Origin of the sequence: Caballeronia jiangsuensis (genome assembly GCF_046030135.1) — a bacterium.
Classification (GTDB): Bacteria; Pseudomonadota; Gammaproteobacteria; order Burkholderiales; family Burkholderiaceae; genus Caballeronia; species Caballeronia jiangsuensis.
In genome coordinates this window covers 210,795-237,662 of the sequence record NZ_JAQQDB010000003.1, presented here as the reverse complement: position 1 = coordinate 237,662, position 26,868 = coordinate 210,795, and the positions used below count along the sequence as shown (strand labels likewise).

The window sequence follows — 26,868 nt, the reverse complement described above, 5'->3', positions numbered from 1 at the left end:
TGAATGTGCGATGACAGACGGAGCCAGCAGGCTCGCGTTGCGTACATTTTTGTTAACGATCGAACTCGCTGAGACGGGCAACGGTCGGTCTACCGAAGAAAAGAGCAAGGGCCACCCGCAACGCTACAAAAAAATGCGCGGGTGAACGGGGTGCCTGAACGGCGTGCGTGTCCGAAGTCGGGACCATGCGTCGTATGGCCGAGAGGAAGACCAAAAAATGAAGAAGAAGAATGAGACCAAGGGCAGCCTTTTGCCCTCGGCGATGGCTGACGTCGAGCTTCAACACATCGAGCGCGCACTCGCGCAACTTCGCACGATGCACAAACAATCGTCCGGCACGCTCAACGTCGAGTACTGGCGCGAGCGTCTCACCGCCGTGCTGAAGGGTTATGCGCTCGTGCCCGCGCAGAAGCAGCGCATCGAGGCGCTGCGCATCGCGCTCGATACGGTCGACAGCGGCCCGCGCGACGGCTCCGGCAGCCGCAGGAAGTCGACCAACAGGCTTTGGGCGAAAGCGGCCTGACAACCGCTTTCGCCGCTCGCGCCGCGGCGCGAATCCTTCGTTCGCGCCCGCGTCTCGTGACGAGCCGGGCGCGCAACGGCTTTGCGAATTCCCGACTTCTCACGGCACGCGTGCATCGCGGACGCGTCCCGCCGGTACGCCGGGCACCGTTCATGCTCGAAAGAAAGACCTTCGATCATGCCGGGAGCTGCCATGTCCACTCATCGTCACGAACGCGCGCGCGGCGCACGCCGGCCCTGGCCGATGCTCGCGAATGCGATCCTCGCCGGCGTCATCTCGGCGTTCAGCACGTACGGCGTCGCGCAGATCACGAACGGCGGCAGCGCCGGCAGTCAGGACAATCGCCAGTCCGATTCGACATCGAGCGCGGCTCCGTCGGGCACCGCGATGCATGAATCGCAGAAGCCGCAGTCGAAGGATGCCGCGAAGGGCCGCTCCGCGACCGCGGGCAAGGATCACAAGACCGAAGGCAGCGGCGGCTTCGACAACGGGCTGTACGGTACGGGCGCGGGCAACAACAAGTGACAGGCCACACCCGCGTTCAGTCGTCGTGCTTCTGCGGCACGCCCATGATTTCCGGCGCGATCGCCGCATGATTGACGATCGCGACGAGCGACACGCCACCGATCACGTTGCCGATGAACGTCGGCACGAGAAACACGAGGAAGTAGTCCGGGACGCTGGCCGCGCCGATCATCACCGCGTACGCCGCTTCGACCGATCCCGCGATCACGTGCGTGAGCTTGCTCACCGCGACGGTGTACGTCACGAGCAGGACGGTCAGGAGACGCTCCGAGCGCGCGCTCGGCAGGAGCCACACCATCAGCGCGATGAGCCAGCCGGAGAACACGCCGCGTACGACGGTCACGCCGAACTCGGCGGACAGCGGCGTCATCGCGACCTTCGCGAGCGCCTCGCTCACTTCCGGCGAAAATACGCCGCGAATCTGGAGGATGGCCGCGAAGATCGTCGTGCCGACGAGGTTGAAGAAAAGCACGATCGCCCAGAGACGCAGCGCCTTGAACAGGGTCACGAGATCGCGTCGCGTGAGCACGGGCAGCACCGCGGTAAGTGTGCTCTCCGTGAAGAGCTGCTGACGTCCGAGAATGACGAAGACGAAGCCGATCGTGTAGCCGAAGCTCGATACGAGGCCGCTCCATCCCGTCTCCGGCAGCGCGCTTTCGAGAATCGACTGGACGAGAAACGAGAAACCCATCGAAAGGCCGGCGGCGAGCGCCGACCACATCAGCGCGGCGAAGGTGCGCTCCATCGCGACTTCGCCTTCTTCGCGCACGATCTCATGAATGACGAGCGGATGCGGTGCGGAGTGTTCGGCGGCCTGTTCCTGCTCGGCGCTATCGAGGTGCGGCGAGTCGGCCCCGGCTTGCGGCTCGTTCATGATCGTTCTCCCTGAACGCCGCTCGATACGGAAGGTGGATGAGCGGCTGGCGCATCCACGAAGCAGGAAGAATGCCCATCGACCTAACGGGCGATGGTGCCGTCGATGGCGTCATAGCCGCGCCACTTGTAAATGAGCGCGGAAACGAGCCAGCACGCAGCGAAAATCGCGACGATGCCATAGCCGAGCAGCCCGAAGTGCTCGGCCAGCGACGCGCTCGCATCCCACAGTCCGCCCTTCAGTTGCAGCCGGTCCGCGATCAGACCCAGCGCCTCGATGCCGCCGACGAGCAGCGCGATCAGCACCGACACCAACGTGACCGTGAGGTTGTAGTAGAGCTTGCGGATCGGCTTCATGAACGCCCAGCCGTAGGCGCCCGTCATCAGCAGACTGTCCGCGGTATCGATGAGCGACATGCCGGCCGTGAAGAGCACCGGAAACACGAGAATCGACCAGACCGGCATGCCGCGCGCGGCTTCGGCCGCCGCGATGCCCATCAGGCCGATTTCGGTGGCCGTGTCGAAGCCGAGCCCGAACAGGAAGCCGAGCGGATACATGTGCCAGCTTTTGCCGATCAGCCTGAAGAGCGGCCGCGCGATGCGCGCGAGCGGCCCGCCGCCGACCGCGAGCATATCGATGTCTTCGTCGCGGCAGGATTCGCCGCGCCGCACGCGCCTGAACGCGCGCCACACGCCGCGCAGCACGAAGAGGTTCATCGCCGCGATCGCGAACAGGAAGAGCGACGACACCGACGTGCCGATGATCCCGCCGATCTCGCGAAACTCGGCGAATCGGCCTTGCACGGCCATCGCGGTCGCGGCGATCAGCGCGGTGGCCGCGACGACGATCGTCGAATGGCCGAGCGAAAAGAAGAAGCCGGCAAAGAGCGGCCGCTTGCCTTCCTGCATCAGCTTGCGCGTGACGTTGTCGATGGCGGCGATATGGTCGGCATCGACCGCGTGGCGCAGCCCGAGCGAATACGCGAGCAGCGACGTGCCGAGCAGGAGCGGATAGTGGCGGAACGCGACGAGCGCCCAGAGCCACGCGAGCACATTGAACGCGATCAGGCCGGCGACGAGACGCGCGGATTTGCGCGGGAGTTTCCGAGGCGCCGGAGTGGGCGCGGAAGCGGGCTCGAACGGTTCGGTCATATGCGCGCGCGTGCGGTATCGAAGGAATAAAGGATACCGTGAGCGAATGCATGGCCAAAAATCGAATGCTTATTGCGCCGATCGCGAAATCCTTAGCCGGATTCCTTCGTTGGGACGAACAGGATGCGCCGCTAGCATGGCACTTCGCCTTTATCGATGTCCGCCATGCCCCGCTATCTCGACGACGCCCAACGCCAGGAACTCCAGCGCCAACGCGAAACCTTGCACTGGCGCAGCGAATGGCCGACGTGGGCGGTGATCGTCGCGATCTACGGCGGCTGGTTCGGCGTCGCGATGAACGCCCGCACGATCGGCCTCGTGCCATCCGTCGCGCTGCTCGCGGTGCTGTCGTGCTGGTACATGTCGCTGCAGCACGAGCTGATGCACGGGCATCCGACGCGCTGGCCGCTCGTCAACATGCTCTTCGGCATCGCCCCGCTCGCGGTGTGGTTTCCGTACGAGGTCTATCGGGAGTCGCATCTGCGTCATCACGACGACGCGCATCTGACCGAGCCGGGCCGCGATCCCGAAAGCTATTACGTGACGCCCGAACAGTGGGCGAGCGCGGGCCCCGTGTTGCGCGCCGCGCTCGCCGCGCGCAACACCTTCGCGGGCCGCATGCTCATCGGGCCGTGGTTCTCGATCGCGGCATCGTGGCGCGAGGCGGTGCAGGCCGTCGTCGAGCGGCGCTGGCGCATCGTCGCGAGCTGGGCGGCGCATCTCGCATCGCTCGTGCTGCTCGCGAGCTGGCTCGAAACGCGATGCGGCATTCCGTGGCGCGCGTTCGTGTTCGGCGTCGGTTATGCGTCGCTCGCGCTGGCTTCGGTGCGCTCGTTTCAGGAGCATCGCGCGGCGGAGGAAGAAAGCGAACGTACGGTCGTCAACGAAGCCGCGTGGCCGTGGCGTCTGCTCTTTCTCAACAACAACTATCACGCCGTGCATCACGATCTGCCCGGCGTGCCGTGGTTCGCGCTCGGCCGGATCTATTCGCGCCGCCGCGACGCGTATCGCGCGAACAACGGCGGTTTCGTCGTGCGCGGATACGGTGAATGGGCGATTCGCCATGCACTCGCGCAGGCGGCGCAACCGGTGCATCCGTTCGCCGCTTCGGAATCGCCGGCCGGCCGACGCCAGGACGCGCACAGCGCCGATACGGCCAGCCTCGCGAGCTGACGCACGGCGCTGTACGATCCGTCATCGACATCCGATCTCCGCTCGCGATGCAATGGCTCGCCGCCCTGCCGATGTACAACGTCACGCCCGCGCTCGCCGCGGACTGGCGCGCGCTGCTCGCCCACGTCCGCGACCCTCTCGCGGACTGGCTGAGCGCACGCGGCGATACGCTCGAGATCGTCGATCCCGGTCCGGATCTCACTGCCTTCTGGCTGCGCGACGATGTGCTGCTCTCGCAGACCTGCGGCTATCCGCTCGTGCATGCGCTCGCGAATCGCGTGCGGCTCGTCGGCGCGCCCGACTTCGACGTCCCCGGCTGCGAAAACGGCTCGTATCGCAGCGTGATCGTCGCGGGCGGGCATGTCTCGGTGCAATCGATCGAAGGCTGCCGTGGCCTGCGCGCCGCCTATAACGACGACGATTCCAACAGCGGCATGAACCTCTTCCGGCACGCCGTCGCCCCGTTCGCGCACGACGGACGCTTCTTCGCCTCCGTGACGAAAACCGGCGCGCATCCGGCCTCGCTGCGTGCGCTCGTCGAGCAGCGCGCGGATGTCGCCGCGATCGACTGCGTGACGTTCGCGTTCGCGCAGTCGCATCGGCCGGAACTGACGGCCGGCATGCGCGTGCTCGGCATGACGGCCAGCGCGGGCGCGCTGCCGTTCATCGCGTCGATGCGCGTGCCGCCTGACTCCATCGACACAATTTTTCAAGCACTCGCCGATGCGCTCGATCGCGATCCCGCGCTCGCCAGCCGCTTGCGGCTCAAAGGCATCGTACGGCGCAGCGAAGCGGACTACACGCCGATTCTCGACTACGAACGCGATGCCATCGCGCGCGGCTATCCGCGCCTCGCCTGAGCGAAACGCGCCCGCCCGATCCGGCAGGTTTTCCGGAGTTTCGGCACAATCGGTTTTTTTACGCGTGGTCTGCGGCGCGGTGTGGATGCATCGCGATCCGCCACGCTTTCGGAAAGCCGCAATGATCCCCTTCTCGCTACTCGACCTTTCTCCGGTTCCGCTCGGCTCGACACCGGCCGATGCCTTCGCCCATTCCCTCGATCTCGCCCGCCACGCCGAGCGCCTGGGTTATCTGCGCTACTGGCTCGCCGAGCATCACAACATGACGGGGATCGCCAGCGCGGCGACCGCTGTCGTGATCGGCCATATCGCGGCGGGCACCAAGACGATCCGCGTCGGTTCGGGCGGCATCATGCTGCCGAATCATGCGCCGCTCGTGATCGCGGAGCAGTTCGGCACGCTCGCGTCGCTGTTTCCGGGGCGCATCGACCTCGGGCTCGGACGCGCGCCCGGAACGGACCAGACCACCGCGCGAGCGCTGCGCCGCGATATGCACGGCAGCGCGGAATCGTTCCCTGACGACGTCGTCGAATTGCAACGCTATTTCGCCGATCCGGTCGAAGGCCAGCGCGTGCGCGCCGTGCCCGGCGCCGGACTGCATGTGCCGATCTGGCTGCTCGGCTCGTCCCTCTTCTCGGCGCAACTGGCGGCCGCGCTGGGGCTGCCGTTCGCGTTCGCATCGCATTTCGCGCCGGATTACCTGCTGACCGCGCTCGAGGTCTATCGCAAGCAATTCCGCCCGTCCGCGACGCTGCAAAAGCCTTACGCGATGGTCGGCGTCAACGTCTTCGCCGCCGATACCGCCGACGAAGCGCGCTTTCACTTCACGTCGCTGCAACAGCAGTTCATCAATCTGCGTCGCGGCACGCCGGGCCAGTTGCCGCCGCCCGTGGAATCCGTGGCGTGCAGCGACGCCGAGCGCGCGGGCGTCGAGCAAGCGCTCGCGTGCTCGGTCGTGGGCGCTCCGGCCGATGTCGAAGCCGGCCTGCGCTCGGTGATCGAGCAGACGCAGGCGGACGAACTGATCATCACCGCGCAGATTTTCGATCACCAGGCGCGCCTGCGTTCGTTCGAGCTCGCGAGCCAGGCGCGCGACGCGATCGGCAAAAGCGCGTGAACGGACGCGCCGCCGGCATAAAATAAAGGGACACAATAATCCCATGCGCCTCCCGCTGGACGCGCGCACTTTTGACAGGCAATAATGAGATACCGGAGGGTAGCGCTGGCCGCGCCGCCTTTCGCGTCCGCCTCGTTCGTCAATCTGAATCCCAATGTAGCGCGCCCGAATTTCGTGCACGCCGGTCGATGGCGCGGTGAAACAACAACAACGACGTCGCAAGACGGGAGGAAGAATGTCGATGCCGAGAAGCGCCGCAACGGGCGCCATGACGCTGCTGACGGAATACGACGATGCCAGCGGACAGGAAGTGCGTTCGCTGCGCCTCGAACCCGCGGCGGACGGCAAAGCCGTACTGCTGATTGAAATCGACGAGCGCAAACCCGGCATTCACCGCGAAGTGCGTTATGAAATAACGCCCGCGGAACTGATTGCCGCCATTCGCGCGCATGGTGCGGAATTACCGGGGGAACAACACAGTCGTTAAAACGTTTTAATACTTGCCGCAAGCAGCATACAATAGGGTTAAGCGAGGTATCGCGCGCGTGTTGCATGGCGGCGCGGGCTTCGCCATCGGTTCGTGGCTCCCCGACGTGACTTTCCGCGCGCATTCGTTTCGCGCGTCCGTCACGGCGATGCGCGGGGCGGGCGAACGTTCGCATTCGGGGCAATGCCCGCATTAAAGGCGAAGCCACCGGCGAATTAATAGGCGTGCGGTAAATACACTAATTGACGCGGAGCAAGCACTGCGTCACGCTTCATAAAACACTTATATTCGAGTCTTCGAACCGCCCCGGTCCGCGCGGGGTTTCGGTTCGTCTTCTGAAAATCAAAAGCTGAATCAGGAAAGCCGTGGACGAAAGAAAGCGAGACAGCATCATTGCGTATTTGCGCAGCCGAATGGCTGAGTTCGGCATAACGGAAAGAGCGTTGGCTGAAGCATTGGCCGAAGCGCCGGTGGTTACTCCACCGCCCTCCTTCACCAAGACCAACGGGGCTCATGGCGCGCCCAAGGCGAGACGGCCGATGCCGCAATTGCCTTTATTCCCGCACTCCGGGGATGGCGCCGCACCGATATTCCGAAACGCGAATGGCGATACGTGGGACGGCCTCGGCGATATGCCCGAGTGGCTCAAGCGCGCGGTTCACGCCGGTCAGGACATCGAGTTCTATCGCGTTTGAGAAGTCGTCGGTCATTCATCGGGATAGACGCGGTTGACGCACGCGCGCACCCTCCGTCCCGCCGACGAGGCCTGCACGTCACACTGAACACGCGTTGAAACGCACGCGCGCGGCATTGCACGCCGCGCCGCGCGTCTTGCGTCGTCGATCGCGCATTCGCTGCTCATCGGCAGCTTTCATAGGCAATTCGCCGACATTAATCAAGCCCAAAAAATTTTCGCCGATGGTTGCCCGTCGGGCCTGAAAACGTTTATTGGTACTTCTCTGCAAGTCGGCTCAGAAAGACGAGTCGCGCATCGGCCGACGTCAAGCACGCCCAAATCAAGTCCCGCCGTCTCCATTCGACAAGGGGGCAAACATGAACGCATACGGACGCCGCAGCGATGCACCTGGTGCTCGCGCGCATCGACGGACACAGGGACGGGCATCAGAGCCGATTGCGCTGCGCACGGTCGTGCCCGATGTCGCGGGCAATCGCACGTAATCCGAACGATCGAGCGGCGCGCGCCATGCTCTCTCGCCCCGACACACTGCCGAGCGTCGTGCGACGCATGACGGCTGGGCGTTTGTTGCTCGATGGCGCGTCGGTCGAGGCGGTGGCCGAGGAGTTGCATCTTTCCGTGCAGACGGTGCGCCGCTACAAGGCCATCGTCACCGAAGGCGGTCTCGACGCGCTCGCGAAGATGGGCGTCGGCGGGCGCGCGTCGGTGCTCGATCGCGAGGCGCTCGACTGGATCGCCGCGGCGCTGCAGGGACCGGCACGCGAACATGGTTTCGCGAGCGATACCTGGACCAATTCGCGTCTGCGCGAGTTGATCGAACGGCGTTACGGCGTGCGTTACTCGCGCGTTTATATCTGGCAGATCGCAACTAATCTTGGGCTGGGACATTTGTTGTCGAAGTCGCGCCGCTGAGGCGCTGCTTGCGACAATCAACGAAGTGCTAACTGAACACAGGAGAGAACTCATGATTCGTTCGTCAAGCCAATGGCCGCGCCGCTCCGTCACGCGGCTGGCGACTTGCGCCGCCCTCGCCTTCGCGGCGATCGGCAACTCATCGGCTCAGGATGCGGCGTCGGCTTCGACGGCACGCGGCGCGGCAGCGGTCGCGCACGTGCAGGCACGCGTGGTCGGCATCGATCCCGTGACCAACAGCGTGTCGCTGCAAGGCCCGGCTGGCCGCGTCGTGGACGTGTCGGTCAATCCCGAAATCGGCGATGTCAAGAAGCTGCAGTTGGGCGATATCGTGAACATCGAATATCGCAGCGCGCTGCTCGTTCGCGCGGCGAAGGTGAAATCCGACGGGATCCGTCAGCGCATCGATAGCGAAGCGGCGATTCCGGCATCGGGCGGCGTGATGGCGCAGGCGCGCGTCGTCGAGGTGATCGGGACGATCGAGCGCGTCGATACGAAGAACCGACGCGTGACCTTGCGCGGGCCGAGCCATACGGTGACGCTTGAAGTCGCGCCGGATGTGTCGCTTGCGGACTTGAAGAAGGGCGATACGGTGCACGCGCAGTTCGAATCGGCGATGGCGGTGCAGGTTTTGAGGGGTGGGCAGGGGATTAAGTGAAGGCCATTGGTGCGGGGGTGGCTCACGCCGAATCCGTCGACTGACAAGTCATGGGGCGTAGCGCTCGGCGCCACCTCGCGCGCGCTCGTTCGCGAAGCCGGGAGGACGGCCCCGGCCACGCCTGGCGGACTCGTGTGTGAATGTGGAGATGCACCACCCCACGTCCAGTTCGGATCCTCTCGCAAAGCCGGATAAACCATCTTGTCTGGATGCCTTAGAAAATAAGTTCAACAAGATTAAAGGCGAGAGACTGCAAACCTTGGACTTATATGTCCGGCGGTCAGAACATTCGAGGACATTTAGGAATTCTCGGCTCCATCCGCGAACAACCTCCTTGCTAGTCTACGCGTCGACGTTCGTAATTCAGCGAATCGTCGGTCAAGGAGAAACACATGCAAAAAATCAAGAAACCGATTCGTGCCGTCGTAATGGCAGCGCTGGTCATTGCTCCGTTCGCTGTGTCATCGGAAACGTTCGCTTCGTCGCTTCTAGGCTTTTGGTACAGGTAAGGCACCGGCCGCGGCATATGTCGATCAGCGCGTCGTCATCGCAAGCCGACTCGGTTCTGATTCGGCCCTTGCAGCATCGCCTCAACTCGCTGATCACAAAGGCTTTTCCGCCACCCATCGACAACGCGGCAGCCGCTGAAAAAAGAAACGCCCCGAAGGGCGTTTCATCACACTCTCAACCTCTCGAAACCCACATCCTCAAAAATTAAAGTTATCGATATTCGCCGCATCGAACGTGGTCGGCGGCCCGAGGATCACTTCCCCGCTCTTGCCCACCGTCCGCTTACCCAACTTGCCCGCTTCGAACGAATCGCCTTCCTTCCCGGTAATCGTCCCCGATGCGAGATTGGCCGCCGCGAACGCCGCGAGATAACCCAATTGACCCGGGTCCCACAACTGGAACGCCTTCACCGTGCCGTTCTTCACGAACGCGCGCATCTGATTGGGCGTGCCCAGGCCCGTCACGACAACCTTGCCCTTCGCCGGCGAACTCGATATATAACGCGCCGCCGCCGCGATCCCCACCGATGTCGGCGCGACGATGCCCTTCAGGTTCGGATACGCCTGCAACAAGCCCTGCGTCTCGACGAACGACTTCTGATCGTCGTCGTTACCGTAGGCGATCTTCACGAGCTTCATCTTCGAATACTCGGGCTTCTTGAGCTCCTCCTGCATCCATTTGATCCAGGTGTTCTGATTCGTCGCATTGGGCGTCGCCGATAGAATCGCGAACTCGCCCTCGCCGCCGATCAGCTTCGACAGCAACTGAATCTGCCCGCGCCCGATCGCTTCCGAATCCGCCTGATTCACGAAGATCTGCCGGCCATCCGGCGCCGTGTCGGAATCGAAGGTCACGACCTTGATGCCCTGCGACATCGCTTTCTTCAGATACGGCACGACCGCGTTCGCATCGTTCGCCGCAATCACGATCGCGTTTTGCCGCTGCGTAATGAGCGTGTTGATATAGCTCACCTGCGACGACGCGCCCGCATCCGACGGCCCCACCACCTTGCCGTCGCCCTTCATCTCCTTGATCGCCGCCATGCCGCCGTCATCGGCGATCACCTCGTACGGATTGTTGATCTGCTTCGGCAGGAAGGCGATCTTCAAACCGCTCTTGATATCGGCGGCGCTTGCCGTCAGCGCGACGCTCGCGGCCAGCAACGCCGCCGCGAGCGCCGGGCCGCGCGGGAATCGAATGAGCTTTTTCATGTCGTAAAGTCTCCTGTCATTGCGCATGACTGCGCTGGTTTGCAACGGATACCCGCAACGGACAACATCACCGAATCAAAGCGTCTGCGCCATCAGACGCTTTTCGCGCGCCGCCCGCCAGCGCGCGACGAGATTCGGTATCAACACCGACGAGAGCAACAGCGCGCCCGTCACGATCGTGAGCGTTTCGCTCGATACATCCGCGAGCGTCAGCGCATTGCGCAACACGCCGATGATCACGAGCGACAGCAGCACGCCGATCATCGAGCCGCGTCCGCCGAAGATGCTCACGCCACCGAACAGCACCGCCGCGATCACGGAAAGCTCGAAGCCCTCGCCGTTGTCGCCGCGCGCGCTCGTAAAACGCAACGTATAGACGATGCCCGCGAGCGCCGCCATCGCGCCCGACATCATGGAGAGTTTCAGCTTCGTCTTCGCGACGTCGATGCCCGAGAACTGCGCGGCCGTCGGATTCGCGCCGATCGCAAAGAGGCTGCGGCCGAAGGGCGTCGCCTGCAACATGACCGTGAAGACGATCGCGCCTGCAATCACCAGAATGAACGGCATCGGCAGGAAGGTGTCGCCGACCGTATCGATACCGAAAGCCGTATACGACGCGGGAAAATCCGCGATTGCCTGATCGCCGAGCAGCACGTAGGCGAGACCGCGAAACAATGCGAGCGTGCCGATCGTCACGGCGAGCGACGGCAGCCCGAAGCGCACGATCACGAGGCCATTGAGCAGGCCCGCGAGCGTGCCGAACAGAAGCACGAGGACGATGACGAGCGGCATCGGCAAGCCCATGTGCCACAGCACGCCCATCAGCGCGCTGGATGCGCCGAGCACGGACGCCACCGACAGATCGATCTCCGCCGCAACGATGATGAGCGTCATCGGCAGCGCGATCAGCGCGATCTCGGTGAAGTCGGCGAGCATGTTCGAGACATTCGCCGCCGACAAGAAGAGCGGCGACAGCACGCGCCCCCCGACCAGCGACACGACGAGCACGATCGCGAGCATCGCTTCCCATTGCAGATGGCGGCGCCTGGTCGTGGAGAGAGCGGAATCGGGTTTAGCCATGATCGCGTTTCCTCATCATGCGGCGCGCGACCGAGCGCGCGAGCAACGTATCGAGCGCGATCGCCGCAACGATCAGCGCGCCTTGAATCGCCTGCTGCCAGAACGGCGACACGCGCAACACCACGAGCGCGATATTGATGACGCCGAGCACGAGCGCGCCGAGCGTCGCGCCCGCGATCGTCCCGACGCCGCCCGTGATCGCGACGCTGCCTACCACGGCCGCCGCGACCACCTGCAGCTCGATGCCCTTCGCCGTGCTGGCATCGACGGTGCCGAAGCGCGCGAGCCATAGCACGCCCGCAAGCCCCGCGATCGCGCCCGACAGCAGGAAGCCGATCATCACGCGCCGGTCCACGCGTATGCCCGCAAGCCGCGCGGCCTCGGGATTCGAGCCGATCGCATAGTGCTCGCGTCCGCCGCGATACTGCTTCAGATACACCGACAACACGATCAGCACGGCCAGCGCGATCAGCACCAGATTCGGCACGCCGAGAAGCGCGCCTGTCGCGATGGTCGCGAACGCATCGGGCAGGCTCGTCGCGTTGATCTGACCGCCGTGGACCCATGCGTAATCCGCGCCGCGCACGATATACAGCGTGGACAGCGTCGCGACGAGCGAAGGCACGCGTCCGAACGTGACCAGCGCGCCGTTGACCGCGCCGATCGCAAGCCCGATACCGATGCCCGCGAACATCGCGACGATCACCGGCATGTGCGGGAACATCACGAAGAGACTGCCGACCGCATATGCCGATACGCCGACCACCGACGCCACCGACAGATCGATATGCCGCATCAGCATCACGATCGTCATGCCTGCCGTCAGCAGGCCGATGATCGACACGTTGAGCAGCACGTCGCGCAGATTCTGCAGATTGAGAAAGTCGGGCTTGACCGCGGCCGTCGCGCCGATCAACACGAGCAGCACGATGAAAAGCGTCAATTCGCGGCTCTTCGCGATCGAGACCGCGAGGCTCGTGCGTTTGGTTTCGGATGGCGGCATCGCGGGTAGCGTGGGAGAGTGTCGTGTCATCATGCTGCGCGTCCCAGTGAGTTCGGCGTTGCGCCCAAAGCCGCGCTCATCACGCGTTCTTCGTTCGCATCGGCGCGAGCGATATCCGCGCTGATGCGGCCTTCGTGCATCACGAGCACGCGATCGGCCATGCCGAGCACTTCGGGCAGCTCGCTCGATATCATCAGCACGGCCATGCCCTCCTTCACGAGTTCCGCAAGCGTGCGATACACCTCCGCCTTCGCGCCCACGTCGATGCCGCGCGTCGGCTCGTCGATGATGAGCACCTTCGGATTCGTTGCGAGCCATTTGCCGAGCACGACCTTCTGCTGATTGCCGCCCGATAGCGTACCGACCGGCGCTTCGAGATCGCTCGCCTTGAGCCGAAGCCGCTTGCCCCAGTCCGACGCGAGCATCGATTCGCTTTTCGCGGTGATGAGTCCGTGGCGCACAAGGCGCCCGAGCACGGTCAACGACGCGTTGCGCGCGATGCTCAGTTCCAGCGCGAGCCCTTGCGCGCGACGATCCTCCGGCACGAGCGCGAGTCCCGCGCGCACGGCCGCCGCCGGATGTCCCAGCGCGAGCTTTTTGCCCGCGATCTTCACTTCGCCGCCATCGACCGGATCGATGCCGAAGATCGCGCGCGCGACCTCGCTGCGCCCCGCGCCGACGAGCCCCGCCAGCGCGACGATCTCGCCCGCGCGCACATCGAAGGACACGTTCTTGAACACGCCTTCGCGCGTGAGATTGCGCACCGAAAGACGCACGTCGCCGGGCACGACATCGGCTTTCGGATAGAACGTGTCGAGATCGCGGCCGACCATTCTGCTCACGATCGCATCGATGTTCATGTCCTGCGTGAGCGCGTCGTAGACCTTCATGCCGTCGCGCATGATCGTCATGCGTTGCGTCAGTGCGAACACTTCATCGAGACGATGCGTGATGAAGAGAATCGCCACGTCGCGCTCGCGCAATGCGCGCACGATCGCGAAGAGCCGCTCCACTTCGGGCAGCGAAAGCGCGGCGGTCGGCTCGTCCATGATGAGCACGTTCGCATCGAGCGACAAAGCCTTCGCGATCTCGACGACCTGCTGATCCGCGATCGACAGCCCGCGCACGAGCCGTTGCGCCCGCAGACTCACGCCGAGCGACGACAGCAGCGCATCGACTTCGCGATGCATCTCGTCGTAGCGAATCCGGCCGAAACGGTCACGCGGCTGTCGGCCCATATAGATGTTCTCGGCGATCGACAGGTCCGCGAAAAGCGTCGGCTCCTGATAGATCACGGCGATGCCCGCATCGCGCGCTTCGGCGGGATTGGCGAAGCGGCGCGCGACGCCTTCGACGAGCAGTTCGCCCGCATCGGGCTGATACACGCCCGCGAGCAGTTTCACCAGCGTCGATTTGCCCGCGCCGTTTTCGCCGAGCAGCGCGTGCACTTCGCCGGGGAAGAGTTGCAGGCTGCCATCGCCGAGCGCGCGCACGCGGCCGAACGATTTGCTTGCATGTCTCAATTCGAGACGTGGCGTCGTCATGTCGTTACCTCTCAGATGCGATAGATGCGTTCTGCGTTGCGCACGAAAAGCGCTTGTTTCTCGCTCTCGCTCGCATCGCCGACAATGTGCGCATACGCGTTCCACAACGCCGTGTACGTGCCGAACAGCCGATCCACCGGAAAGTTCGATGCGAACATCGCGCGGGCGATACCGAACGTGTCGATGGTTTCGTGCACATAAGGACGCAGGCTCTCGATGGTCCAGTCATGATCGAACATCGCGAAGCCGCTCACCTTCACGGCGACGTTCGGGCACGCAGCCAGCATGCGCATGCCTTCGCGCCACGCGCGATAGCCGTGCGTCGAGTTGCGGTCCACGAACATGCCCGCGTGATTGACGATGAATTGCGTGTCCGCATGCTCGCGAGCGAGTTGCGCGGCCTCTTCCATCTGCGATGGATAAAGCTGCAGATCGAACGACATGTCGAAGCGCTTGAGCAACGCGAAATGCTTGCGCCATTGCGGCTCGCGCATGTAATGACGCCCGACATAGTCGTACAGCTTGTTGTCATGCACGTTGAGAATCTGGCGGATGCCGCGCGTATTGGCGAACGCCGCATGTGCTTCGAGCACCTGTTCGGCGTTGTCCGCCGACAAGTCCGCGCCCGCGACGATGCCGTCCGGCATGCCGTCCTTATCCGCTATCGATTGCAGCCAGCGCGTTTCCTCGACGGGATCGGCGGGATCGTGATTCGCATCGACGTGCACGAGCTTCAACACGTCGATGTCCTGTGCATCGTTCAGCAGATCCGCGAGCAGATAGTCATGCTTCAAGTCGCGCGCGTCGCCGACGAACGATGTCTGCGGATTCGCGAGCCAGGGGTAATGATGCGTCTTGAGGTCCCACAGATGAATGTGCGGATCGACGACCTGCATGATGGCGTTCCTCGCGAAAGAGGCGAACGTTTCAGGGAAGATGAAAGACAGGCACGAGCGGCGTCACGACAGGCGAGTTATCCGCGTGTGTCTCCATCAACTCGGCCATGAAGTCCCACCACTTGCGCATGACGGGGAGCGCCGGCAACGAGTCTGTCGTATGCGTATCCGTGCGCTGATGGATGGCGAAGAGATGCCCGGTCGATTCGTCGAGAAAGATCCGGTATTCGCGGATGCCCGCGTCGCGCAACGCATCGGCCAGTTCCGGCCAGATCTCGCGATGGCGCTTTTCGTATTCCTCGCGCATGCCCGGCTTCAGGGTCATGCGAAATGCCACTGTCTCCATGGCGGCCCACCTTCTTTTGATTGGTGAATCCCTGTGTTCGGGACTCGTTGTGCTGCGACTATAATTCGCCGACCGATAACACGACAATCCGATTGCAGGATTGGCCGATCGCAAAAACGTATCGCTGCGCCGTATCATCGCGCGGTTCAAAGCGGACTGTCGAATGATTCAGAACGTGTCCCAAACTGTGTCGCCGAATGCGCTCGTCAATCGGCTGAAATTCAAGCACCTCGCGCTTCTGGTCGCGCTCGACGACGCGCGCAATCTGCATCAGGCCGCCGAGGCCATCAACGTGGCGCAGCCGAGCGCAAGCCGCATGCTCGCGGATATCGAGGAAGCATTTGGATTTCTGCTCTTCGAGCGTAATGCGCGCGGCATGCAGCCGACGTCGCTCGGCACGGCCGCGCTCGCGTACGCGCGCCGCTCGCTCGCGGACCTGACGCGCTTCGCCGACGATCTCGACGCCAAGCGCCGCGGCGGCCACGGTCAACTGACGGTCGGCGCGATCATGGGCGCCGCGCCCGACGTGCTCGCGATGGCCGTCACCGAACTGAAATCCGAGCGACCGCTTTTGAACGTGCGCATCCTCGGCGAGACGAGCGATCAGGTCGTGCAATTGCTGCATCGCCGCGAAGTGGATCTCGCGCTCGGCCGCTTGACGACGCCGCTGCAGCACAACGATTTCGACTTCGAGCCGCTCGCACGCGAGGCGATGCGGCTCGTCGTGCGCGCGGGGCATCCGCTTGCCGGAAAGACCGAACTCACGCTGGCCACGCTCGTCGGCTGGCCGTGGATTTTGCAGCCGATCACGAGTCCCGCGCGCGGCCTCTTCGAAGACGAACTCGCCCGCGCCGGGCTGACGACGCCCGCCGATATCGTCGAATGCGCGTCGATCTTCGCGACGCTGCAACTGCTGCAAAACAGCGAAGCCGTCGCGATGCTGCCGGAGTCCGTCGTGCGCGATTATCTGCGGGCGCAATTGCTTATCGAGCTGCCGATCGAGATCGGCAAGAGCCTGTCGGGTTTCGGGCTGCTGCGCCGCAAGTTCGAGACGCTGAGCGAGCCCGCCGAATACTTCATCGCGTTGTTGCGCAAGTACTCGGCGGGTTCGTCTCACTGAAGATTGACGAAGAGACCGCCATCGACGAGCAAAGATGCGCCCGTCACATAGCGCGCGCGGTCCGACGCGAGAAAGACGACGCACTGCGCGACATCGTCGGGTTCGCCCAGTCGCCCGAGCGGAATGCGCTTTTCCATATATGCGCGCTTGTCCTTGTCCGAGAGATCGTCGGCGTTCAGGTCCGTCGCGATGGTGCCGGGCATCACCGAGTTGCAGCGGATGCCATACGGCCCCAGCGCGATCGCGCAGGATTGCATCAGCGAGTGGACGCCCGCCTTCGTCGGCGTGTAGTGCGTTTGCATGCCGCCGCCGACGAGCGCGCTGATCGAACTCGTCGCAACGATCGCACCGCCCGTGCCCTGCGTCTTCATCTGGTTCGCGGCCGCCTGGGTCACGTAGAACGCGCCGTTCAGGTTCACTGCGACGGTCGTCTCATAGACGGAGGCAGGCATGTCGAGAAACGCATGAAACGGGCAGATGCCCGCGTTGCTCGACAGCACATCGACGTGGCCGAACGCATCGACCGTGCGCCGGATCAGCTCGATGCCCGTGTCGCGCTCGGCCACATTGCCTTCGACGGCGATCGCGCGCCGCCCGAGCGCCTCGATCTCACCGACGATCGATTCCACCGCCGATGCCTTGCCATAGGACCTGTCGTTGTCGCCCCAGTAGTTGATCGCGACATCGGCGCCTTCGCGCGCGCTCGCGAGCGCGATCGCACGGCCGATGCCGCGCGAACCGCCCGTCACCACGACGACTTTGTTCTCTAGCAACATGCGATGCCTCGTTCAGTGTGTATAGGGTCTTTCGAGCTTGCATTCAGGATTGAGCCGCACGCCGAAGCCCGGCGTCTCCGGCACCTTCATGCGGCCATTCACCGGCACGGGCTCGTCGAGCAGCAAGGGCGTGAACATCGGTACGACCTGATCGGCTTTGGGGGCCATCATCAGAAACTCGGCGAACGGCGAGTTGTGACGCGTCACGACGAAGTGATAGCTGTACACCGACGAACCGTGCGGCACGACGAGCACGTTGTGCGCATCCGCGAGCGCCGAAATCTTGATGAGCTCGGTGATGCCGCCGCACCAGCCGACATCCGGCTGCACGAGATCCGCGCAACCCATTTCGAACAGCATGCGAAAGCCCCAGCGCGTCGCTTCGTGCTCGCCGGTCGTGACCATCATGCCGGCCGGCACGGAACGGCGCAGTTCGGCATAGCCCCAGTAGTCGTCGGGCGGCAGCGCTTCCTCGATCCATTTCAGGCCATGCTCGCGCGCCGCGTTCGCGAGGCGCTTCGCGTAGTTGAGGTCGAGGCTCATCCAGCAATCGAACATCAGCCAGAAATCGTCGCCGACTTTCGCGCGCATGTCCGCGAGCTTCGCGATGTTCTTGTGCAGCCCTTCTTCGCCTTCGGCCGGGCCGTGCTGCAAGGGCATCTTGCCGCCGATGAAGCCCATCTCCTTCGCGAGATCGGGGCGCGCGCCCGTCGCGTAGAACTGGAGTTCGTCACGCACCGGACCGCCGAGCAAATGAAACACCGGCTCGCGGCGCACCTTCGCGAGCAGATCCCACAGCGCGAGATCGACGCCCGAAATCGCGTTGAGCACGATGCCCTTGCGCCCGTAGTAGAGCGTCGCGTTGTACATCTGATCCCACATCTTTTCGATGTCGGTCACGCGCTGCCCTTCGAGAAAGCGCGCCAGATGTTTCTCGACGATAAACGCGCCGATTTCGCCGCCCGTCGTCACCGCGAAGCCGACGGTGCCGTCGCTCGCCTCGATCTCGACGACGAGCGAGCCCAGCACGTTCAGCCCGAACGACTGTCGGCTCTTGCGGTATTCGGGATAGCGGGCCATCGGCGTGGCGATGTGATCGTCGATCCAGTGATCGGCGCCCTGGTCGTGATAATCGGCGCCGCCGCCGCGAACGGTGAAGGCGCGCACCTGGGCGATCGTGGGCATGGACATGATGTGGCTCCGTACGTGTGGTTTCGTTGTTCAGGACGCGTTCGCGGCGTCGGGTATGGGTGCGTGTTCGCTGCGCCCGGGCACGCGCACCAGTGCGACGATGACGAGCGCCGCGAGCACGCTCGCGCCCGCCAGCACCATGAGTCCGGCGCTCGTCGAATGGAACGCGGCTTCGGCGGCGGTGCGGGCCATCGGTGCGAAGAAACCGCCGAGGCCGCCGAGCGAATTGATGAGCGCGATGCCGGCCGCGGCGCCCGCGCCTGTCAGATAGCGCGTCGGAAAGGTCCAGAAGAGCGGCTGTGCGGCGATGAAGCCGCTCGCCGCGCAGCACAGCGCGATGATCGACACGACGGGCGACGCCGCCACACCCGACACGGCGATCGCGATGCCCGACATCGCGAGCAGCGCCACCGCGCACGGCCGATGCCTTCCGGTGCGATCGGCGTAGCGCGGCACGATCCACGTGACGATCACGGCGGCGATCCACGGAAGCGCCGTCACGAGCCCGACGCGAAAGCCCACTTTGGTGCCAAGCAGCGCCGACACCTGTTGCGGCAGATAAAAGACGACGCCATAGACCGCGGCCTGAATCAGGAAATAGACGCAACACAGCACGAGCACGCGCGGATCGACGAGCGACGCGAGCACGCTTCGCGGACCGTGCGACGACGCGGCGCGCGCATCTTCGTCGAGGCGGCCGACGAGCAGCGCGCGTTGGTCCGGCGTGAGCCATCGGGCTTTCGCGGGGTCGTCGTCGAGATACCAGAATGCCCATACGCCGACGATCGACGCAAGCAGCCCTTCGACCAGAAAGAGCCATTGCCAGCCCTTGAAACCGAACGCGCCGTGCAGATCGAGCAGCAAGCCGGAAAGCGGCGCGCCGAAGATGAACGCGAGCGGCGCGCCGAAGTAGAACACGCCGAGCGCGCGCGCCCGCGACGATTGCGGAAACCAGCGCGTCAGGTAATAGACGATGCCCGGAAAGAAGCCCGCCTCCGCCACGCCGAGCAGAAAGCGCAAGGTATAGAACGCAGTGGCGCTATGCGCGAAGGCCATCGCCGCCGAGACGAGACCCCACGTCACCATGATGCGGCACATCCACAGCTTCGCGCCGACGCGATGCAGCAGCAGATTGCTCGGCACCTCGAAGATCGCATAGCCGATGAAGAACACGCCCGCGCCGAACGCGAACGCGGCATTCGTCAAGCCGGTGTCCTGCTGCAGCGCCTTTTGCGCGAAGCCGATATTCGCGCGATCCAGAAACGCGAGCACGTACATGAGCAGCAGAAACGGCAGCAGCCTCTTCATCACGCGGGACGTGACGGCGCCTTCCGCTATGGCGGAGTGATTCATCGAGATTCTCCCGAAGCCGCAATCAGTACGTCGCGCGTCCGCCGGACAGATCGAACACCGCGCCGGTGCTGAACGCGCAGTCCTCGGACGAAAGCCACAGGATCAGCGACGCGGCTTCCTCCGGCATCAGGAAGCGGTTCATCGGGATTTTGGAGAGCATGTAGTCGATGTGCTGCTGCGACATCGAATCGAAGATTTCGGTCTTGGCGGCGGCGGGCGTCACGGCGTTCACGAGGATGTTCTTGCCCGCGAGTTCCTTGCCGAGCGATTTCGTGAGGCCGATCAGCCCGGCCTTCGACGCGCTGTAGTGCGAGGCGTTCGGGTTGCCTTCCTTGCCCGCGATCGACGCAATATTGACGATGCGCCCGTAGCCCGCCTTCAGCATGTAAGGCACGACGGCGCGGCACGTCAGATATGGGCCGATCAGATTGACGTCGATCACGCGACGCCACACGTCGGGCGCGAGTTCCCAGGTCGTGCCGTTGCCACCGGTGATGCCCGCGTTGTTCACGAGCACGTCGATCCTGCCGTGGGCGGCGAAGGTCTTTTTCGCGGCGGCATCGACGGACGATTCGTCGGTCAGTTCGACGACCGCGTCGCTGATCTTGCGCTCCTTGTACTTCGCCGAGAGTTCCGCGCTCGTGCGCGCGAGGCGCTCGCCGTCGACATCCCAGAGCGACACATCGGCGCCCGATTCCAGCGCGCGTTCCGCCACCGCGAGGCCGATGCCCCGCGCCCCGCCGGTGATGATCACGACGCGGCTGGCCAGGTCGATACGGTTCATGGGTTTGTCTCCTTTCGTTGTTGGTCGCTTTGGATTGTCATGCCGTGAGAGGCACTATAGTCCCGCGCTAATAGCGCAACAATTCGAAAGGGCGATCGTTCGATAGCAAAAGCGGATCGCGCTGCTTGCCTAGCGCGGCGGCTCGTCCGATGCGTGTTCTCGATCTGTTTCGTCCGACTCGACCGAAGAAAGTTGATCACGTTGCGTGGCGCGCGAGCCTTCGGCACGCTTTTTCGCGATCAGAGCCAGTACAAAAAGCGCCGCAACGCCTACTGGGAAAATCAAGAGAGCAGCAACGAACACAACAACCTCCGATTTAAAGAGGCGTCGAGTTTATCGTCGGTAATGACATCAATTGTCGCCAAAATCTGAAATATTCCATTCAACATTCGTGAACTTGCTTGATGGATCCCGGCGATCGACAATGCCGGACGCGCTCCGGGAACGCACGTTGCTATCGCAACCGGACCGTCAATTTTCGACGCTTAATCAACCTAAAAAAGCATGTTCACTTCGAAAGCCTGCACTACAACCTGCGTACTCGACGGCATCCCCGTCACCCTGACTTTCTTTCCCGACACCACCCTCCTTCGTATCACCGACGCCAACGGCCATTGCATGCGCGAAACCCGCTGGCCCGCGCCGTGGCGCACCTTGCTCGCGACATTGCGCGAATTCAGCGGACGCGACGCCCGCAACCAGCTCTCGACGCTGCTCGATTCGATTCCGGTGGCATCGAAGCCGAAACGCGACCGCGCGTCGGCGCTGGCGTGAAGTGCGCGCCAGCGAACGGCAACGGCGGGCATTTATCCAATAACACCAGTATGTTGCACGCGGTCCGCCAAGGTATTTTGAGTGCGCGGACCCGCGCCATTTACAATGTCGGACCGACTGCGAACGGGCCATGAGGCCCACGCCGAACCCCACCCCTCGCAGGCCCACTTTCACGCATCCGACTGGCTGTATGGTCACTGAAACGTCTTCTTCGGAATCCCTCGCCGTCGCGGAGCGCGTGCGCGAGTTGATGGCCCGTCATGGCATCGGGAAGCGGCAGCAAACCGCCGAGTTGTGCCGCATTCTCGACCTGAGCTTTTCGCAGGGCCATCGCAAGCTGCGTGGCAACAGTCCGTGGACGCTCGCGCAGATTCGCCGCGTCGCCGATGCCTTCGACGAGCCCGCGCTCAAGCTTTTCGATTCGATCAATACGCGCCCCGACGAAACCGAAGGCACCGCGCACGACGCCGTGTTCAAGCTCGGTTCGGTGGAAATTCCCTGCATGGCGTGGGTCGGCAACGCGCTGGACGCGGGCAGCCGTCCGGATTTCATCGCGCAAAAGATCAACAATCGCTGGGTCGTCACGAAGCATGAAGGCGTGCTGCTGCATGAAGCGTGCGACGTCCACAAGATCGAAATCCAGCCGCGCCGGCCCGACACCGACAAGCCGATCATCGCCGTCGTGGACGACGACCACGCTTCCGCGGACAACCTGCACGACTATCTGGAGGCCACCGGTTTCACGGCGATGGCCTTCTACGGCCTCGACGCATTCCTCGAAGCGCTGCAGACACAGGTGTTCGATGCGGTCGTGATGGACTGGCTGTTCGGCGTGCATACGTCGGCGGACGCGATTCGCGCGGTGCGCGCGTCGGACAATCCGGACGCGCCGGTCTTCGTGCTCACGGGCGAACTGACCACCGGCAAGGCGAGCGAATCGGAGATCAGCCAGGTTATCCGCGACTACGACGTCACGTGTTTCGAGAAGCCCGCGCGGCTCGGCATTCTCGTCGCCGATCTTTCCAAGCGGCTCATGCGCAGTTGAGGGCCAGGCTCACAGGCTCACAGGCTCACGCAACGCGCCGGCGCACCGTCACCGCGCGGTGAACGGCGCCCTTCAGCACCTCGTAGCGCACCGGCTTCAGCAGATAATCGAAGAACAGCACCGCCGCGCTCGGGTCCACCAGTTCGGGCGCGTATGCACTCACCGCGATGATCGGCACGCTTGCCCCCGGCGCACTGCGCGCACGATATTCGTTCGCGAACGAGTAGCCGTCCTTGCCGGGCATGTGCAGGTCCGCGAGGATCACGTCGGCGTCGTTGGCGCGCAGCCATGCGAGCGCGCTGTCGACGTCGGGCAAGGCGACCGCGTAATAGCCCAGATGCGTGAGCATCTCGATCAGCGAATCGCGGATCGACTCGTGGTCGTCGATCACGAGCACGCGCGATTTGCGCAACTCGGGCGCGTCGGCTTCCGGCTCGCCTCCGGGCAACCGCTCCGCCGAGACCGCCGGCACGCTCACGCGAAACGCAGCGCCCTGTCCGACTTCGCTCGACACCTCGATCTTCCCGCCGAGCAGATCGACGAGCCCGCGCACGACCGCGAGGCCCATTCCCGCGCCGTCGAAACGCCGCGTGCTCGATGAATCGAGCTGCGTGAACTCCTGAAAAATGAGCGGCAACTGCTCGCGGGAAATGCCCGGGCCCGTATCGATCACGGAAATGTCGAGGCGCTCTTCGGTGCGCGCGAAATGCACGTCGATGGAACCGGATTCGGTGTACTTGATCGCGTTGGTCACGAGATTCGTCACGATCTGCCGCACGCGATGCGGATCGGATTCGATCGGTTCGCGCTCGCCGGCATAGTCGCCGCGCAATTCCAGCCCCTTCGCGGTCGCGGCGGGCGTGTTCGCATCGACGATCGAATCGAGCAACTCTTCCGGATCGAAGACCGACATACGCAGTTCGAGCTTGCCCGCGCCGAGACGCGCGTAGTCGGTCAGATCGCGCATCTGCGCTTCGAGATGACGCGCCCCCGATTCCAGGCGCTGCATGATCTTGCGGTCGGCATCGCCGCGTGCATTGAGCCCGAGCAATTCGACCGACGAGACGATCGCGTGCAGCGGCGTGCGCAGTTCATGGCTGATCATGCCGAGGAAGGTGTCTTTCGCGACGCCCGCCTCGCGCGCCGCGCGCGTCGCCTGATGCTCGGCCGTGAGCGCCGCGCGCTGTTGTTCGATGAGGCGCGTGCGCCGATAGCCGTTCAGCAGCAGCAACACCGTCGCCGCCGCCGAGAGCAGACCGAGCAGGATGCCGCCGTAGATCAGATAGCGGCGCTTCGCGTCAAAGTCGCGCACGATCGCCTCGCGCTCGGCCACATCCATGAGCCGTCGTCCGCTCGCCAGTTCCGCGACGGCCGGCGCGTTCTGACGCAGCACGCCGATCACGCGCAGCGTGTGCTGGTGCTCGGCCTGAAGCCCTTCGACGTCCGCCTGGATGGAATCGAGCGCGGTCTGCAATTGCCGCTGGATTTCGCGCTGACGGTTCAGCAGCGCTTCGTGTCCGTCCGACAGTCCCGTCGATTCCGACACTTGTTTGAGCCGCGCGCGCAACAGCCGATAGCTCGCGCGCACGCCGTCCGCGTCTTCATCGATGCCGTTGCGGTAGAGCAATACCTGATTCTCAAAACGCTCATAGGCGAGCTGGAACTGCGCGGCGTCCCAGTACACGTCGTAGGGCACGACGAGTCTGTGCGTCTCGCGCGCGATCAAGCCGGAATACAGCATGTAGCCGACCGCGCCGATCGGCGGCGCGACCGCGAGCGCGATCAGCGCCGCATACCAGAGACGGCGAAACCACGGGCGCGCGGCGGGCGCGCGCACGGACGTTTCGGTACCGATGACGGCCATGCGCTACTGCAACGCGTCGATGGCCCGGGCCGCGCGTTCGGATGCGACCACGATCAGCTTCATCGTCGCCCGTGTCGCGCCGACGAAGATCTTGCGCGCGGCCTGCTCGTCGAGCGCTTCGAAATCGACTTCCGTCAGGATCACGCACGGCGCGGATTGCCCCTTGAAGCGATAGATCGATTCGAGCAGCACGTCGCCCTCGCGATACTCCGGGTTGCCGAACAGATCGTACGTGCCGGTGAAAGCGCGCAGCCGGTGCGGCCCGAGTTGATCGACGGCGGTGAGCGCCGAACCCTCGCGGCCCCGAAACGACAGCACCGCGATGTCCTGCTTGCGAAAGCCGAGCGAGAGCGCATGTGTGATCGCGCGCTTGGTCGCCTCGATGATTTCCTCGGGATGGCCATCCTCGTAGGTCGAGACGCTCACATCCGAGCCGTCGAAGGGGCTGCCCGCATCGAGCCGCACATCCGGCCCGACGATCTTGCGGATAAAGCCGAGCAGATCGCGCGGGCTGCGATAGTTCGTGGTCTCGCGCAGGATGGTCCAGCCCGGCAGCGGCACCGGCTCGCGCAGATAAAGGTTCTGCATCGGATCTTCGAGCCACCACCACGCGCCGTCCGGATTGAGCAAGCGTTCGAGCGCCTCGACCCACGCCGCCTGAAAGTCCTGGCCTTCATCGACGATCAGCACGTCCGTCTTCCACTGCTCCGGCACGGGCACGGCGGCGAAGCGCTCTTCGAGCGTCGCGAAGACGTTCGGCTGACTGAAATCGGGCGGGCTGCCGGCATCGCGCGCGACCGCCGCGCTCAACTGATGGTAGTTCGCGATCTTCGCCTCTTTCGGTGCGATCGCGCGGATATGATCGGCGAGCGGCCGGTTGAAGCATACGTAGAGCACGCTCTTGCCTTGCGCGAGCGCGTCGCGCATCACGCGCACGGCGAGCTGCGTCTTGCCCGCGCCGGCAGTCGCGATTACGCGCAGCCGGAACGGTGTGAATTCGAGCCGGCGCGCCCACGTCGCGAGGCCGCCCGAGAGCCGCGTGACGAGCGTGTTCGCCGCGCCGACGAGCGCGTTGGTGTCGGGCGTGAGCGAGAGTTCATCGGCGAGAAAGTGATGGATGCGCGCCGCCGATTCGAAGCGAGGTTCGTCGGGCGGGAGAATGTCCAGCACGACGCGCGCGAGCTGCGACTTGCGACTCGCATCGACGATCCGCGCGGGCGCGACGCCCGCGATCGCCGCGTTTTTCACGGTGTAGTCGGGGCAAAACAGCAGTTCCTCGATCCGGTACGTGCCCGCGCCGAACGCCGCGGTGAAGCGCCGGTGCAGGTTCTCCAGCGTGCGCGCGAGCTGAATGGCAACGTTGCGTTCCTTCTGCAGATAGACCTTCACGAGGCCCTGACCGGTTTCGCGCAGAAAGCCCGCCTTCTGCTCGATCATCAGCACGCGACCCGACGGCGCGACGACGACGAAATCCGCCTCGCCGAACACCGAAAAGCCTTCGTTGACGCGCGTCCAGTGGACGCCGTGATAGACCGTGTAGTCGTCGGGCAGCTTTTCTAGCAGCGCGAGCGTTTCGAGTTCGCGCGCCGCCGCGCCGGTCGCTTCGAGATTCTTCCAGTCGTCGGGAACGATTCGGGCCATGCGTCGCCTTTGGGCTGAGTGATTGCGTGCGACTCATTGTACGCAACGCGTCCGCCGTGCCGGCAGTCGGCCGAATGGCTAACCGGCGTAGTCGTATCGGCCGCCCCGTTCCAGCGCGTGCTGGTATGCCGGCCGCGCGTGGATACGCTCGAGAAACGCGCGGATATGCGGCATCGACTTCGCGCCGGCGCGCGCGCTCGCGGTTTCGAGCGGGAAGCTCATCTGCACGTCGGCGGCGGTGAACGTCTCGCCCACGAACCACGGCGACTTCGCGAGCTCGGCATCGATATAGCCGAAGTGCAGCCGCAATTGCGGATCGATGAAACTGCTTTGCATCGTCTGCGCGATGCGCCGCGCGATCGGCTTCGCGAAGAACGGCATCTTCGCGCTCTCCAGCCGCCGCGCGACGAGCTTGAGCAGGAGCGGCGGCATCGCCGAGCCTTCCGCGTAATGCATCCAGTAGTTGTACCGCAGGCGTTCCGGCGACGTTCCGGGCGGCGGCGAGAAGCGGCCTTCGCCATAACGGTCGACAAGATATTCGATGATCGCGCCCGATTCGGCGAGCGTCAGACCGTCGTCGGTGACGACCGGCGATTTGCCGAGCGGATGCACCGCGCGCAATTCGGGCGGCGCGAGCATCGTGCGCGGGTCGCGCTGATAGCGCTTCAGTTCGTATTCGACGCCGAGTTCTTCCAGCATCCACAGCACGCGCTGCGAGCGGGAATTATTGAGGTGGTGAACGGTCAGCATGCT

The 26,868-nt window shown here is 64.1% G+C and carries 29 protein-coding genes; 13 read left to right on the top strand and 16 right to left on the bottom strand.

All coding sequences use genetic code 11. The features are described 5' to 3' along the window. Window positions 1-217 precede the first annotated feature (217 nt). Both PQR08_RS04900 and PQR08_RS04895 read left to right on the top strand, forming a co-directional pair. The gene (locus tag PQR08_RS04900; RefSeq protein ID WP_035507493.1) at window positions 218-523 is read left to right on the top strand and encodes a hypothetical protein; all 306 of its coding nucleotides are present in this window, start codon (window positions 218-220) and stop codon (window positions 521-523) included. A 192-nt stretch (window positions 524-715) separates the two neighbouring features. Next, window positions 716-1,048, top strand: coding sequence for a beta-xylosidase (locus PQR08_RS04895; protein WP_250484560.1), 333 nt, complete (start codon window positions 716-718; stop codon window positions 1,046-1,048). Between the two features lie 16 nt (window positions 1,049-1,064). On the opposite strand, the gene PQR08_RS04890 is transcribed toward PQR08_RS04895, so the two are convergent. Beyond that, window positions 1,065-1,922, bottom strand: coding sequence for a formate/nitrite transporter family protein (locus PQR08_RS04890; protein WP_250484559.1), 858 nt, complete (start codon window positions 1,920-1,922; stop codon window positions 1,065-1,067). An 83-nt stretch (window positions 1,923-2,005) separates the two neighbouring features. Then, the gene (locus PQR08_RS04885) at window positions 2,006-3,073 is read right to left on the bottom strand and encodes a HoxN/HupN/NixA family nickel/cobalt transporter (RefSeq protein ID WP_250484558.1); all 1,068 of its coding nucleotides are present in this window, start codon (window positions 3,071-3,073) and stop codon (window positions 2,006-2,008) included. Window positions 3,074-3,238: 165 nt separating this feature from the next. Between PQR08_RS04885 and PQR08_RS04880 the strand changes: the two genes are divergently transcribed. The 5 genes from PQR08_RS04880 (at window position 3,239) to PQR08_RS04860 (ending at window position 7,405) form a co-directional block, all read left to right on the top strand. Further along, window positions 3,239-4,246 (top strand): fatty acid desaturase, encoded by a 1,008-nt coding sequence (locus PQR08_RS04880; RefSeq protein WP_250484557.1) that lies wholly within the window; start codon window positions 3,239-3,241, stop codon window positions 4,244-4,246. 47 nt (window positions 4,247-4,293) lie between these two features. After that, complete coding sequence (locus PQR08_RS04875) at window positions 4,294-5,106, top strand: phosphate/phosphite/phosphonate ABC transporter substrate-binding protein (protein WP_250484556.1); 813 nt, start codon at window positions 4,294-4,296, stop codon at window positions 5,104-5,106. Between the two features lie 121 nt (window positions 5,107-5,227). After that, window positions 5,228-6,223 (top strand): luciferase-like monooxygenase, encoded by a 996-nt coding sequence (locus PQR08_RS04870; RefSeq protein ID WP_250484555.1) that lies wholly within the window; start codon window positions 5,228-5,230, stop codon window positions 6,221-6,223. A 241-nt stretch (window positions 6,224-6,464) separates the two neighbouring features. After that, entirely contained in the window at window positions 6,465-6,710 is a 246-nt protein-coding gene (locus tag PQR08_RS04865) for a hypothetical protein (RefSeq protein WP_008353523.1), read from the top strand. A gap of 365 nt (window positions 6,711-7,075) precedes the next feature. Further along, the gene (locus PQR08_RS04860; protein ID WP_035507515.1) at window positions 7,076-7,405 is read left to right on the top strand and encodes an H-NS family nucleoid-associated regulatory protein; all 330 of its coding nucleotides are present in this window, start codon (window positions 7,076-7,078) and stop codon (window positions 7,403-7,405) included. Window positions 7,406-7,483: 78 nt separating this feature from the next. Here PQR08_RS04860 and PQR08_RS04855 read toward each other — a convergent pair whose 3' ends face one another. After that, complete coding sequence (locus PQR08_RS04855) at window positions 7,484-7,675, bottom strand: hypothetical protein (protein WP_187606423.1); 192 nt, start codon at window positions 7,673-7,675, stop codon at window positions 7,484-7,486. Between the two features lie 239 nt (window positions 7,676-7,914). On the opposite strand from PQR08_RS04855, the gene PQR08_RS04850 reads away from it, so the two are divergent. Both PQR08_RS04850 and PQR08_RS04845 read left to right on the top strand, forming a co-directional pair. Continuing rightward, the gene (locus tag PQR08_RS04850; protein WP_222946566.1) at window positions 7,915-8,319 is read left to right on the top strand and encodes a helix-turn-helix domain-containing protein; all 405 of its coding nucleotides are present in this window, start codon (window positions 7,915-7,917) and stop codon (window positions 8,317-8,319) included. 52 nt (window positions 8,320-8,371) lie between these two features. Then, the gene (locus tag PQR08_RS04845; RefSeq protein WP_238216823.1) at window positions 8,372-8,977 is read left to right on the top strand and encodes a copper-binding protein; all 606 of its coding nucleotides are present in this window, start codon (window positions 8,372-8,374) and stop codon (window positions 8,975-8,977) included. A 707-nt stretch (window positions 8,978-9,684) separates the two neighbouring features. Here the strand turns inward: PQR08_RS04845 and rhaS are convergent. From rhaS to rhaM, 6 genes are all read right to left on the bottom strand, one after another. Then, complete coding sequence (gene rhaS / locus PQR08_RS04840; RefSeq protein ID WP_250484554.1) at window positions 9,685-10,698, bottom strand: rhamnose ABC transporter substrate-binding protein; 1,014 nt, start codon at window positions 10,696-10,698, stop codon at window positions 9,685-9,687. 75 nt (window positions 10,699-10,773) lie between these two features. Next, window positions 10,774-11,778 (bottom strand): ABC transporter permease, encoded by a 1,005-nt coding sequence (locus PQR08_RS04835; RefSeq protein ID WP_250484553.1) that lies wholly within the window; start codon window positions 11,776-11,778, stop codon window positions 10,774-10,776. Further along, a complete protein-coding gene (locus tag PQR08_RS04830) occupies window positions 11,771-12,811 on the bottom strand; it encodes an ABC transporter permease (RefSeq protein WP_187606634.1) in 1,041 nt (346 codons plus the stop codon). Before PQR08_RS04830 ends, PQR08_RS04835 begins: the two co-directional genes overlap by 8 nt. After that, window positions 12,811-14,325, bottom strand: coding sequence for a sugar ABC transporter ATP-binding protein (locus PQR08_RS04825; protein WP_250484552.1), 1,515 nt, complete (start codon window positions 14,323-14,325; stop codon window positions 12,811-12,813). The genes PQR08_RS04830 and PQR08_RS04825 overlap by 1 nt, the downstream gene beginning before the upstream one ends. Window positions 14,326-14,336: 11 nt before the next feature. Further along, window positions 14,337-15,221, bottom strand: a complete 885-nt coding sequence (locus PQR08_RS04820; RefSeq protein ID WP_250484551.1) for an amidohydrolase family protein — start codon at window positions 15,219-15,221, stop codon at window positions 14,337-14,339. A 31-nt stretch (window positions 15,222-15,252) separates the two neighbouring features. After that, on the bottom strand, window positions 15,253-15,567 hold the full coding sequence (gene rhaM, locus PQR08_RS04815; RefSeq protein ID WP_035507529.1) for an L-rhamnose mutarotase: 315 nt from the start codon (window positions 15,565-15,567) through the stop codon (window positions 15,253-15,255). Between the two features lie 163 nt (window positions 15,568-15,730). On the opposite strand from rhaM, the gene PQR08_RS04810 reads away from it, so the two are divergent. Continuing rightward, window positions 15,731-16,687 (top strand): LysR family transcriptional regulator, encoded by a 957-nt coding sequence (locus PQR08_RS04810; RefSeq protein ID WP_222946567.1) that lies wholly within the window; start codon window positions 15,731-15,733, stop codon window positions 16,685-16,687. Here PQR08_RS04810 and lra1 read toward each other — a convergent pair. From lra1 to PQR08_RS04790, 4 genes are read right to left on the bottom strand one after another with little or no spacing between them, the layout of a single operon-like run. Continuing rightward, a complete protein-coding gene (gene lra1 / locus PQR08_RS04805) occupies window positions 16,681-17,463 on the bottom strand; it encodes an L-rhamnose 1-dehydrogenase Lra1 (RefSeq protein ID WP_250484550.1) in 783 nt (260 codons plus the stop codon). The two genes, PQR08_RS04810 and lra1, sit on opposite strands and share 7 nt — an antisense overlap. A gap of 12 nt (window positions 17,464-17,475) precedes the next feature. After that, window positions 17,476-18,654, bottom strand: a complete 1,179-nt coding sequence (rhmD, locus tag PQR08_RS04800; protein ID WP_187606432.1) for an L-rhamnonate dehydratase — start codon at window positions 18,652-18,654, stop codon at window positions 17,476-17,478. A 30-nt stretch (window positions 18,655-18,684) separates the two neighbouring features. Next, window positions 18,685-20,007, bottom strand: a complete 1,323-nt coding sequence (locus tag PQR08_RS04795; RefSeq protein WP_250484549.1) for an MFS transporter — start codon at window positions 20,005-20,007, stop codon at window positions 18,685-18,687. A gap of 22 nt (window positions 20,008-20,029) precedes the next feature. Next, window positions 20,030-20,791 (bottom strand): SDR family oxidoreductase, encoded by a 762-nt coding sequence (locus PQR08_RS04790; protein ID WP_250484548.1) that lies wholly within the window; start codon window positions 20,789-20,791, stop codon window positions 20,030-20,032. A gap of 192 nt (window positions 20,792-20,983) precedes the next feature. Between PQR08_RS04790 and PQR08_RS04785 the strand changes: the two genes are divergently transcribed. The 3 genes from PQR08_RS04785 (at window position 20,984) to PQR08_RS04775 (ending at window position 22,610) form a co-directional block, all read left to right on the top strand. Beyond that, window positions 20,984-21,163 carry a hypothetical protein gene (locus PQR08_RS04785; RefSeq protein WP_250484547.1) on the top strand — a complete coding sequence of 60 codons (180 nt, stop codon included), beginning with the start codon at window positions 20,984-20,986 and terminating at the stop codon, window positions 21,161-21,163. A gap of 132 nt (window positions 21,164-21,295) precedes the next feature. Beyond that, window positions 21,296-21,565 (top strand): hypothetical protein, encoded by a 270-nt coding sequence (locus PQR08_RS04780; protein WP_187606435.1) that lies wholly within the window; start codon window positions 21,296-21,298, stop codon window positions 21,563-21,565. Between the two features lie 190 nt (window positions 21,566-21,755). Then, a complete protein-coding gene (locus tag PQR08_RS04775; RefSeq protein WP_035507549.1) occupies window positions 21,756-22,610 on the top strand; it encodes a helix-turn-helix domain-containing protein in 855 nt (284 codons plus the stop codon). A 25-nt stretch (window positions 22,611-22,635) separates the two neighbouring features. Here PQR08_RS04775 and PQR08_RS04770 read toward each other — a convergent pair whose 3' ends face one another. The 3 genes from PQR08_RS04770 to PQR08_RS04760 all read right to left on the bottom strand — a co-directional run bounded on the left by PQR08_RS04770 (window position 22,636) and on the right by PQR08_RS04760 (window position 26,865). Next, window positions 22,636-24,474, bottom strand: coding sequence for an ATP-binding response regulator (locus PQR08_RS04770; protein ID WP_250484546.1), 1,839 nt, complete (start codon window positions 24,472-24,474; stop codon window positions 22,636-22,638). Window positions 24,475-24,477: 3 nt separating this feature from the next. Then, window positions 24,478-26,115 carry an ATP-binding domain-containing protein gene (locus tag PQR08_RS04765; RefSeq protein WP_250484545.1) on the bottom strand — a complete coding sequence of 546 codons (1,638 nt, stop codon included), beginning with the start codon at window positions 26,113-26,115 and terminating at the stop codon, window positions 24,478-24,480. A 78-nt stretch (window positions 26,116-26,193) separates the two neighbouring features. Next, the gene (locus PQR08_RS04760) at window positions 26,194-26,865 is read right to left on the bottom strand and encodes a glutathione S-transferase family protein (protein ID WP_250484544.1); all 672 of its coding nucleotides are present in this window, start codon (window positions 26,863-26,865) and stop codon (window positions 26,194-26,196) included. Between the last annotated feature and the right edge of the window lie 3 nt (window positions 26,866-26,868).